The sequence below is a fragment of the Rubellimicrobium roseum genome (genome assembly GCF_006152145.1).
GTDB lineage: Bacteria > Pseudomonadota > Alphaproteobacteria > Rhodobacterales > Rhodobacteraceae > Rubellimicrobium > Rubellimicrobium roseum.
The window spans coordinates 118568-127752 of the sequence record NZ_VDFV01000009.1; the positions used below are offsets into that span (position 1 = coordinate 118568).

Consider the following 9185-nt stretch of genomic DNA (forward strand, 5'->3'; position numbering starts at 1 on the left):
CCAAGGAGGAATGGCATGATCATCGAACGCTTCCGCGCCGACGGAAAGGTGGCGCTGGTGACGGGCGGCACGCGGGGCATCGGCCTCGCCATCGCCCGCGCCCTGGCCGAGGCCGGCGCCCGCGTCGTCGTCTCGGCCCGCACCGATCCGGGCGGATCCGAGAGCCTGAAGGCCGACGGGCATCAGGTCGAGTACCGCCAGGCGGACCTCCTGGAGCACGGTGCGGCCGAGGCGCTGGTCGCGGGCGTGATCCGCGACCACGGGCGGCTCGACATCCTGGTGAACAACGCGGGCGTGGCCGACCACGGCGCGACCGAGGACTTCGACGACGACCGGCTCGACCGCCTCATGGGGGTGAACTTCGACTCGGTGTTCCGCGCCTGCCGCGCCGCCATCCGGCCCATGCGGGCGCAGGGCGGCGGCGTGATGCTGAACATCGGCTCGATCTCGGGCCACATCAGCAACATCCCGCAAAAGCAAGCGGCCTATAACGCCTCCAAGGCTGCGGTGCACATGCTGTCCAAGAGCCTCGCCTCGGACCTTGCCGAGGACAACATCCGCGTCAACGCCATCGCGCCGGGCTACATCATCACGGCGATGACCGAGGGCGGCTTCGCGAACCCGGAATGGGCCAAGGTCTGGACGGACATGACGCCCATGCGCCGCGCCGGAACGCCCGAGGAGGTCGCGGCGCTCGCGCTGTTCCTCTGCACCGACGCGTCGAGCTACATGACCGGCAGCGTGGTCACCATCGACGGCGGCTACACGTTGCGCTGAGCGGCCAGGAAGGCGTCGATCCGGGCCGGGTCCGAGGCGCCTTCCATCGGTCCGAGCCGCGTGACGGCCAAGGCCCCCGCCGCATTGGCGCGCGCCAGCGCCTCGCGCGCGGGGAGCCCCCCAAGCCAGGCCGCAAGGAACGTCGCCCCAAAGGTGTCGCCCGCGCCGGTGGGGTCGACCTCCCTCACGACGAAGCCGGGCATGGAGACATCCTCCTCGGGGCTCACGAGGCGCGAGCCCCGGGTCCCGAGCTTCATAGCCACGGCCCGGACGCCCCGCCCGAACAGGACCGGCAGCGCCGACACGTCGTCCGGCGTCCCGGCGAACATCGCGGCTTCCCCTTCCGAGGGCAGGAACAGGTCCGTGGCGTCTAGCACCCGGTCCAGCGTCGCCCGCATGTCGCCATGGCCAAGGAGTTCGGGCCGGATGTTGGGGTCGAAGGAGACCGTGCCGCCTTTGGCCTTGATCCGCGTCAGGGCGTCCAGCACGAGCTCGACGATGGCGGGCGTGGAGAGCGACGAGCCCATGACGTGCAGGTGCGTCGCGCCTTCGACGACCGCATCCGAGGCGGCGTCGCGCGCGATCCGCCCGCAGGCGCTGTCGGCGATGTTGAAGAAGAAGTCGCGCCCGCCCTCGGGCCGGTAGCGGACGAAGGCGCTGCCCGTCACGGCCGTGGGGTGGACGCGGATCGCGCCCGTGTCGACCCCGGCCTCGCGCAGCCGGTCGAGGTTGAGCCGCCCGAAATCGTCGTCGCCCACGCAAGAGACGAGAGCCACCGGAACTCCCTGTCGCGCGAGCTGGTCGGCGAAGATGGCCGGCGCGCCCGAGGGGAAGGGCCCGCGCAGGTCCAGGGCTTGCCGGAAGCCATGCCCCGGCGTGGTCGCCATGATCTCCACGAGGATCTCGCCTATGACGAGCACGCGCGCCTGCCGGGTCCGTCCCGATGCCATTCCGTCCCTCCGGAGGCCGCCTGGGCGCGGCCGTTACCGCCGTTTCTCCCGCGAAGCGAGCGGACAGGCAACCAGGGTCAGAGCGGGACAAGCCCTTGGCCAGCCCGCAGCCGCTCCGGCTCGGCGCGGCCGGCGGTGAAGGTCTCGCCCGTCTTCAGGGCCGTGACGAGGATCTCGGCCGGGCTGAACAGGCCAGCGTCGATATGCGCGAAGTTGCCGTCGACACTTGCGAAGACTTCGGCGAAGCTCCGACCCCAATCCGAAGCGGTGCAGCTCGGCAGGGCGCGGGCCAGTTCCCTCGCCCTGCCCGCCTCGCCCGTTACGAGGAGATGCGCCCGCCCGGCGTAGATGATGGCGTCGTTGGCCCGGCCCATGGCAAGCCGCGTGTCGGGATGAGGCAGGCCCACCGGCCCGCAGCCCATCGCGTCCTGGATGTCTTCCATCGGGAAGGCCAGCCCGCGCGCCTTCTGGACGGCGCATTCCAGCACCCGGGAGGCGATCTGGACCATGCCGGCGGGACTGCCGGTCGGGGCATGGAGCAACGTGACGCGATCGGGTGCCAGAGCGCAGGCGCGAGCCACATCAGTGGCGTCGGCAGGAGGCGTGTCGCCCTCGAGGACCAGCACGGCGCGGTCCGCCGTCTCGCGGTGCGGTAGTTCCTCGAAGATCGGTTCGCGGCGGGCCAGCGCCCGGGCAGGGCCGGAGCCCATCCGCGAAACGCCGTCGGGGCCGCTCAGATGCCAGCCGGCGTACTGGCTGCCCAGGCAGGCCAGCCAGGGCTGGCTGGTGCGGACGAGGACGCTCCAGGGCAGGAGCGAGTCGCAGGAGGGAACCAGCGCGACCTCGCCCAAGCCGGACAGGGCGATCCGCGCGAGATGCAGCCCGGCCTCAAAGCTCCCCGGCTGCCGGTGCCCGCAGTCCACGAGGACCTCGCCCGCCGGTCCCCGCGCAACGCCCAGGCGCAGCGCGCGGGACTCGGCGATCATGGCATCGGCCAGCGCGCCGGCGCGCTGGTTGAGGGACAAAGGATAAGGATCGGCCTGCACGCTCATGCCGGGCGAAGCACGAGGCCGTCGCACCGGTTCCCTCGGCCACCGACCTCAAGATCGCGCGATCCACCAGACCCTCCCCGGCAACGCCCCGATTTCACCCCAATTCCGAGGCAGGGTCGCACTCCATGTCACGCCGTCCAGAGGGGCCCCTGCCATGTCGATCCGCCTGCCTGCCCTTCCTGCGCTTGTCGCCGGGCGCGCCTTGAAGGCGGACACCGTCGTGGCAGCGCAGCGGGCACTGGATGAGGCCAACCGCCTTCTCCAAGGCTTTGAGGTCGCCTTGAGCCTGCTGGACGACCTGCCCGACCTGGCGCGGCCTGCCTTGGTCGAGGCGCTGCGTCATCGTTTGGCGGCGGCTGATCGCCGGGCGCGGGCCTCCCAGGATCGGCTGGAGGAGGTCACGGGCTTCTGCGGATCGCTGCGGTCAGCCGCCTCGCCGGTCGAGATGATCGAGGTGCCCGCCGCGCTGTTCGAAATGTTGTCGCCTTATCTCGATGAGGCCATGAGGCCTGTCCTGCAGACCCTGTCGCGTCGGGCGGGCCCGGGCTGCAGCGTGGAGATGGTCGAGTCGTACTTCCCCTCGCCCAGCCCGGCCGTGCCGGCCTGACGACGCCTTGAGGCAGATCGTCTATTTATAGGACGGCCGTCTCCCGCAGTCTTCCCTCTCTAAGGATGAGCGGGGCTTCTGCATCCGTCAGGACGCCTGAGGCCAAGGGGACTGACGTCTGCGGAACAGGGTTGGTCCAACCGGGCTTGGTGCAACGCTGACCGAGGGCCAAACATGGCGCAGCGGATGGCCGACCGTGAACGGGCCAGCGAGGCTGTCGAGCCCCGGCCCGATCCGTCGCGTTCCTGGCCACCCATACAGGCGTTGCATCAACCCCGGAGACGACATCCGACCGGTCGCAAATCCGAGTCGCCGTTCGGATCAAAGAAAGCGACGAGCGGGTGAACCGACAGGCTTGCTGACTCGTTTTGGGTCCGATGCCCGGACCTGACAGGAGGATCTCTACCATGCTGACACGTCGCACCGTTCTGGCTTCGGCCCTGGCGGCCATCGCCGCGTCGCGGGCCGTGGCGCAGCAGGCCAGCTCCACCTCGTCGCAAGTCCTTCTGCCCGAGTTCCAGCCGCGGATCGTCCCCATCCAGATGGGCGTGCCGGCGGGCGAGATCCATGTCGACCCGCATCGCTTCGCGCTCTACTGGACGCTGCCCGACGGATTCGCCATCCGCTACGCTTGCGGGATCGGCCGTCCGGGTCTCTATGAGCCGGGGGTCTACACCATCGGAGCCAAGAAGGAGTGGCCCGACTGGAAGCCCACGCCCGACATGGTGGAACGGGAGCCGGAGCTGTATGGCCCCTATGCCGAGGACGGGATGCCCGGCGGGCCGGACAACCCCCTGGGCGCTCGGGCGCTGTATCTCTTCACGCCCGAGCGGGGCGACACCTTCATGCGCATCCACGGCACGAACGCGCCCCAGACCATCGGCACCGCCGTGTCGAACGGATGCGTCCGGCTGGTGAACGACCACATCGTGGACCTTTACGAGCGGGTGCCGGAGGGAACGACCGTCGCGCTCTATCCAAAGGGAATGGCTCCAGCCGCCTGACGGCCGTCCGTCCGAGGAGCCGGGCGCAGCGGTCACCATTGGCTGTAGCTCAGGTAGTCGAGGTCGACCTCGGGAAAGATGGCCTGACGCTCGGTGATTTGATCGAGCGTCAGGATATCGGCCCGAATAATGCTGGCCTTGTTGAGAAGGTGCGTGCCGGTGGTGGTCCGCACCGGCAGGAAGGCCTCCTTCTCGCACAAGAGGTCGCGGACGCGCTGACCCCAATGGACGTAGACGAGCCCGGCCATGTCGTCCCCGTTGGTGAGGACCAGCCGGATGGGGATGCCGTATTTCGGCTGTTTCAGATGGGTGTCCAATCGCATCTCCCTCGCCCCTTGCCCTGCCGGTCTCCGGCGGGGCGGTCGATTCCCTCACGCTCGCCTTGGAAGGCTAGCAGCAACAGGTTAATTCCCCGTCAACGGGACTGGACGGGAAGAGGGGATGCGGGGCTCCGCGCCTTCGGCTCAGTAGCTCGGGGCGGCCTCGCCGAACCATTTGGCCAGGAGCTCGTTCAGGCTACCGTCCGCCTTCATGGCAGCGATGACCTCATCAAGCTGGGCCTTGAGCTCGGTGTCGCTCTCGCGCACGCCGATGCCGATGCCGTCGCCCAGCGGCACCGGCTCGCCGACGAAGGCGAGCGCCCCGCCCGAGGCCTCGACGATGGGCGCGAAATAATCCGTGTCGCCGAAAGCCGCGTCCGCCTCGCCGTTCTGGACGGCGGCGATGGTCTCGTCCTGCGTGGCGAACTCGAGGAGCGTCGCCCCCGTCTCGGCGACGTAGCTGGCCTGCATCGTGGTGGACTGCGCGGCCACGACGCCCGACGTCACGTCCACGTCCGGCGTCAGGCCGATGTAGCTTGACGGCGTGGGCGGGATGTAGTTCTGGGTGAAGTCGATGACGGCGTCACGCTCGGGCGTGATGCTCATCCCGGCCATGATCGTGTCGTAGTTGCCCGACACGAGGTTGGGGATGATCGAGTCCCATTCGTTGGTGACCCATTCGCAGGTCAGGCCGGCGCGGGCGCAGACCTCGTTGCCCAGGTCGATCTCGAAGCCTTCGAGTTCGCCTTGGTCGTTGATGTAGCTGTAAGGGGGATAGGCACCCTCGGTGCCCATCCGCACCACGTCCTGCGCCAGCGCGCCGCCGGCCGACAGCGCCAGCGCGACGGCAAGGGTCAGGGTTCTCATGGCAAAGCCTCCTTCGGCGTAGAGATGGCCGTAACGGAGGAGCAACGTCGGGCGGGGGGCAAGGGTTCTGCGGCCGGTTCGGGGTCGTGACCTCACGTCCCGGTCAGCCGAGGACCTCGAAATGGACCTCGGTCGGGGTGCAGGCAGCGCCGTTGATGGGGATCATGTCCTGCGGGCAGCAGGACAGGACCACCACGCAGTCGAGCGCGGCGCGCAGGGTGACGTGGTCGCCGGGCCGGCTCAGCGGCTCGGCCCAGGCGATGCGCCCATCGGCGCCGATGGGGATGTTCATCCACAGGTTCAGCGGCGCCGGCGTCACGGCCGAGCGCAGGCCGATGGCCGCCAGCGCGGCGTGGAGGTTGTCCGTGCAGTTGTCGTGATAGTCGCGGCAGCCCAGGAGCGCGTAGCGGTGCATGTCGCAGGCCGCGATGACCGTGTCATGGCGGCCGGGCGAGGTGTCCTCCTCCAGTAGCAGGATCGGGCGGCGGCGGTTGGTGTGGAGCGGCTGGCCCACGACCGGGAAGATGCCGCCCAGGGTGGCGTGCAGGTGGGGCATCGACAGGAACTCGTCCATGTCATGGGCGATGAAGGCCCAGGTGTCGACCACTTGGCTGCCGTGGGTATTAACGACTCGCAGCGCCTGCCCAGCGCCGAGCCGGATCGCGCGGCCCCGCCGCGCCGGAACGACCTCGACCCCGTCGGCCATTCTGCCCTCCCTTGCCCGCCTTACTGTCGAGCGCGCTTCGGGGGCCGTCAAGCGATTGCCCCTACCTGTCCTTGAAGGCCAACGCGGAATGGCCCGACACATGGCGTCATCGCCGAGGTTGCCAGGCCGTCGCGGCGCCCCCGGGACCTTGGTCCTAAGACCACCCTTGGACGTAAGGCTCATTGAGAGGCTCGCGCATTGGCCTTAGCTTTATGTCATAAATGGGGCGAGCGCTGGAACCTTCTCCGAGTTGCGCCCGCTCCGACTCCAGACCTGCCGACGTCGAGGACACGCAGCCCAAGGAGATGGAGTGCTCCGGACATCGGGATATCGAACGTTCATGTCAGCCCGGCACCCCGATGAGCGGGTGGGCCCGGGATGGATGAGGCCCGCATCATGAGAGGCCCCGTCCTGGATCGTGGCGGCCTGGGCGCGGAGTTCGATGACGGGCTCCTGGGGCGGCTCCTGAGCCCCCTGTCGGACGCCGTGCTCCTGCTCGACGAGGCAGGGCGCATCGCCCTGCTCAATCCGGCCGCCGAGCGGCTGTTCGGCTACGACCCCGGCGAGGCCCTTGGTCGGGAGTGGCGCCACCTCATTCCCAGGGGCCTAGGCCGGAGCCTGGGCGGGATCGAGCCCGACGGTCCAGACATGACCCTGCACGGCCTTGGCCGGCGTCGCGACGGCCTGCTGTTCGAGGCGGGCTTCCTGCTCGGGGCGATGCGGATGGGCGAGCGCCGCCTGCGCCGCCTGCTGGTCCGGGAAACATCCGGGGCCCGGCAGGAAGACCATCATCACTGGTCGCGCCTGACGCTCCTGGGAAAGCTGGCGCCTTCGCTCGCGCACGAGTTGGCGCAGCCGCTTGCCACGCTGACGCATCTGGCCGCGTCCTGCCGCGAGATCCTGTCCAGCGGCGGCGCTCCCAATGTCATCTCTCCGGCCGAGATCCTGGACGAGATCGGGTCCCAGGCGGCCCGGGCCGGCGACCTCGTGCGCGCCCTGCGCGCCTTCGCCCTAGGTGGCGCCGGGGCCCGCGCCCCGGAAAGCGTGGCCAAGCTGGTGGCGGACGCGCGGCGCCTGGCCCTGCCTGACTCGGAGGCGCGGGGCATCCGGGTCGACGTGGCGGTCGATCCCGGGCTGGAGGTCCTGGTCGATCGCGTCCTGATCCAGCAGGCGCTGGTGAATCTGCTGCGCAACGCCGCGGAGGGCATGGTCGGGCGGCCACGGCGCGAGCTTGCGGTCCGCGGCCGGCGGCGGGCCGAGCGCTGGGCCGAGATCCGCGTCGAGGACACGGGGCCGGGCCTGCCGCCGCACCTCGCGGCTCGCCTGTTCATGGCCCCGTTCACGACGAAGCCCGACGGCCTGGGCCTGGGGCTCTCCATCTGCAAGGACATCGTGGAGGCCCACGGTGGATCGATCTGGCTGGAAAACCGGCCGCCCCACGGGGCGACCTTCGCCTTCACCCTTCCTCTTGTTGTTCAGGTGTGACCGTTATGCCCGACCTTCCCATCTACATCGTCGACGACGACGACGCCCACCGCCGCTCGCTCACCCTGCTGCTCAACCTGTCGGGGTACCGCACGGTCCGCTCCTTTCCCTCGGCCGAGGCGTTCCTGCCCTGGGCGGCCTCTGCACCAGAGGGCGTCCTTCTGCTCGACCAGATCCTCCCGGGCCTGGACGGGCTCGGGCTTCTCCGACGCCTGCGCGACGACGACGTGACCATGCCCGTGGTGATGATCACGGGCCGCGGCGACGTGCCCTTCGCCGTCCGCGCCGTGCGGGCGGGCGCGCTCGACGTCCTGGAGAAGCCCTTCGACCGTTCCAGGCTGATCGAGGTCCTGCGCGAGATCGAACGGCACCTTCCTCCGCCGCGCGCCACCGGCCAACCGGCCGGACCGGCCCGCAAGCGTCTCCTGGCCTTGACCCCGCGCGAGCGGGACGTGCTCAATCTCCTGGTCGCCGGCCTGGCCAACAAGGCCATCGCCCATGATCTGGGGATCAGCCCGCGCACCGTCGAGGTGCATCGCGCCCACATCATGGACAAGGTCGGCGCGCGAAACCTTTCCAGCCTCCTGCAGATCGCCCTGGAGGCTGGCGTCGGGCAGTAGCCGACGCAAGACCCGGCCCGCCTCGGCCCGCCGCACCTCCGTGCGCGCGGGCTGTTCGGCGTTGGACGGCGACGCCGTCGCCAGCTGCCGGAAGGGATGCTCGGCCCGCAACGACGAAGGCCGCCGCCCGAGGGGCGACGGCCTTGCCTACCGTAGTTGGGACCGGCCCTGGATGCGGGCCGGTTAGGGGGCCTACAGCAGGATGTCGCTCGCGATCAGGACAGCACGAAGTCGCTCGCGATCAGGTCGGTGACGCCGCTGATCCTGATCCGCATCTCGGCTGCGGCATTGGCATTCGTGTCGACGAAGACAAAGGTATCCGTGCCATTGGTCTCGTAGCGGACCTGCGTCGCCGAGCCCGTGGTGAAGGCGTCCGTGCCGATGAAGTCGAAGGTGACCGAGCTCACGCCGCTCAGGTCGATTATGTCCCCACCGACGATGCCGCCACCCTCGAAGTCGAGGATGGTATCGCTGACCGTCAGCGTGCTGGCGGTTGTGGAGGAGAAGATGAATACATCATCCTCCGCGCCGCCGGTGAGCCCGTCGGTGCCGAGGCCGCCGATCAGTTCGTCAGCGCCCGCATCGCCGAAGAGATTGTCGTTGCCCCCGTTGCCGCTGAGCATGTCGCTGCCTGCGCCACCCAAGAACAGGTTGGCGGCGCCATTGCCGAAGATCGTGTCATCCCCCGAGCCGGCGGTGATGTTCTCGACAGTCGTGAGGGTGTCCGAGGTCGCCGCCGTGGCGCCGCTGCCCACTGCGACCGTGGGGGCCACGGCCATGTCGATGGTCAGGCCCGT

General features: G+C 69.6%; 11 protein-coding genes. 5 read left to right on the forward strand and 6 right to left on the reverse strand.

Going from position 1 to position 9185, the window contains the following annotated elements; genetic code table 11:
* Positions 1–15: 15 nt before the first annotated feature.
* Entirely contained in the window at positions 16–777 is a 762-nt protein-coding gene (locus tag FHG71_RS09350; RefSeq protein ID WP_139081359.1) for an SDR family NAD(P)-dependent oxidoreductase, read from the forward strand.
* On the opposite strand, the gene FHG71_RS09355 is transcribed toward FHG71_RS09350, so the two are convergent.
* Together FHG71_RS09355 and mch are read right to left on the reverse strand one after the other, a co-directional pair.
* Entirely contained in the window at positions 762–1727 is a 966-nt protein-coding gene (locus FHG71_RS09355; protein ID WP_139081360.1) for a sugar kinase, read from the reverse strand. The two genes, FHG71_RS09350 and FHG71_RS09355, sit on opposite strands and share 16 nt — an antisense overlap.
* A 77-nt stretch (positions 1728–1804) precedes the next feature.
* Positions 1805–2806 carry a methenyltetrahydromethanopterin cyclohydrolase gene (mch, locus tag FHG71_RS09360; RefSeq protein ID WP_218014069.1) on the reverse strand — a complete coding sequence of 334 codons (1002 nt, stop codon included), beginning with the start codon at positions 2804–2806 and terminating at the stop codon, positions 1805–1807.
* Between the two features lie 127 nt (positions 2807–2933).
* On the opposite strand from mch, the gene FHG71_RS09365 reads away from it, so the two are divergent.
* Together FHG71_RS09365 and FHG71_RS09370 are read left to right on the forward strand one after the other, a co-directional pair.
* Positions 2934–3386 carry a hypothetical protein gene (locus FHG71_RS09365; protein ID WP_139081361.1) on the forward strand — a complete coding sequence of 151 codons (453 nt, stop codon included), beginning with the start codon at positions 2934–2936 and terminating at the stop codon, positions 3384–3386.
* A 407-nt stretch (positions 3387–3793) separates the two neighbouring features.
* On the forward strand, positions 3794–4390 hold the full coding sequence (locus FHG71_RS09370) for a L,D-transpeptidase (protein ID WP_139081362.1): 597 nt from the start codon (positions 3794–3796) through the stop codon (positions 4388–4390).
* A 32-nt stretch (positions 4391–4422) separates the two neighbouring features.
* Here FHG71_RS09370 and FHG71_RS09375 read toward each other — a convergent pair whose 3' ends face one another.
* The 3 genes from FHG71_RS09375 to FHG71_RS09385 all read right to left on the reverse strand — a co-directional run bounded on the left by FHG71_RS09375 (position 4423) and on the right by FHG71_RS09385 (position 6283).
* Positions 4423–4707 (reverse strand): DUF6812 domain-containing protein, encoded by a 285-nt coding sequence (locus FHG71_RS09375; protein ID WP_139081363.1) that lies wholly within the window; start codon positions 4705–4707, stop codon positions 4423–4425.
* Positions 4708–4854: 147 nt separating this feature from the next.
* Entirely contained in the window at positions 4855–5577 is a 723-nt protein-coding gene (locus tag FHG71_RS09380) for a transporter substrate-binding domain-containing protein (RefSeq protein ID WP_139081364.1), read from the reverse strand.
* Between the two features lie 103 nt (positions 5578–5680).
* Entirely contained in the window at positions 5681–6283 is a 603-nt protein-coding gene (locus FHG71_RS09385; protein ID WP_139081365.1) for a DUF1989 domain-containing protein, read from the reverse strand.
* Positions 6284–6679: 396 nt separating this feature from the next.
* Between FHG71_RS09385 and FHG71_RS09390 the strand changes: the two genes are divergently transcribed.
* Together FHG71_RS09390 and FHG71_RS09395 are read left to right on the forward strand one after the other, a co-directional pair.
* Positions 6680–7768: a sensor histidine kinase gene (locus tag FHG71_RS09390; RefSeq protein ID WP_176559355.1), complete on the forward strand. Its 1089-nt coding sequence runs from the start codon at positions 6680–6682 to the stop codon at positions 7766–7768.
* 5 nt (positions 7769–7773) lie between these two features.
* The gene (locus FHG71_RS09395; RefSeq protein ID WP_139081367.1) at positions 7774–8388 is read left to right on the forward strand and encodes a response regulator transcription factor; all 615 of its coding nucleotides are present in this window, start codon (positions 7774–7776) and stop codon (positions 8386–8388) included.
* A 215-nt stretch (positions 8389–8603) separates the two neighbouring features.
* Here the strand turns inward: FHG71_RS09395 and FHG71_RS09400 are convergent.
* Positions 8604–9185 (reverse strand): M10 family metallopeptidase C-terminal domain-containing protein (locus tag FHG71_RS09400; RefSeq protein ID WP_218014070.1); only part of this gene is annotated, 582 nt, incomplete at its 5' end.

Bases quoted from the DNA above. Each gene is read 5' to 3' on its own strand.
- FHG71_RS09350 (WP_139081359.1), top strand. From the start codon at position 16: ATGATCATCGAACGCTTCCGCGCCGACGGAAAGGTGGCGCTGGTGACG.
- FHG71_RS09355 (WP_139081360.1), bottom strand. From the start codon at position 1,727: ATGGCATCGGGACGGACCCGGCAGGCGCGCGTGCTCGTCATAGGCGAG.
- FHG71_RS09365 (WP_139081361.1), top strand. From the start codon at position 2,934: ATGTCGATCCGCCTGCCTGCCCTTCCTGCGCTTGTCGCCGGGCGCGCC.
- FHG71_RS09370 (WP_139081362.1), top strand. From the start codon at position 3,794: ATGCTGACACGTCGCACCGTTCTGGCTTCGGCCCTGGCGGCCATCGCC.
- FHG71_RS09380 (WP_139081364.1), bottom strand. From the start codon at position 5,577: ATGAGAACCCTGACCCTTGCCGTCGCGCTGGCGCTGTCGGCCGGCGGC.
- FHG71_RS09385 (WP_139081365.1), bottom strand. From the start codon at position 6,283: ATGGCCGACGGGGTCGAGGTCGTTCCGGCGCGGCGGGGCCGCGCGATC.
- FHG71_RS09390 (WP_176559355.1), top strand. From the start codon at position 6,680: ATGAGAGGCCCCGTCCTGGATCGTGGCGGCCTGGGCGCGGAGTTCGAT.
- FHG71_RS09395 (WP_139081367.1), top strand. From the start codon at position 7,774: ATGCCCGACCTTCCCATCTACATCGTCGACGACGACGACGCCCACCGC.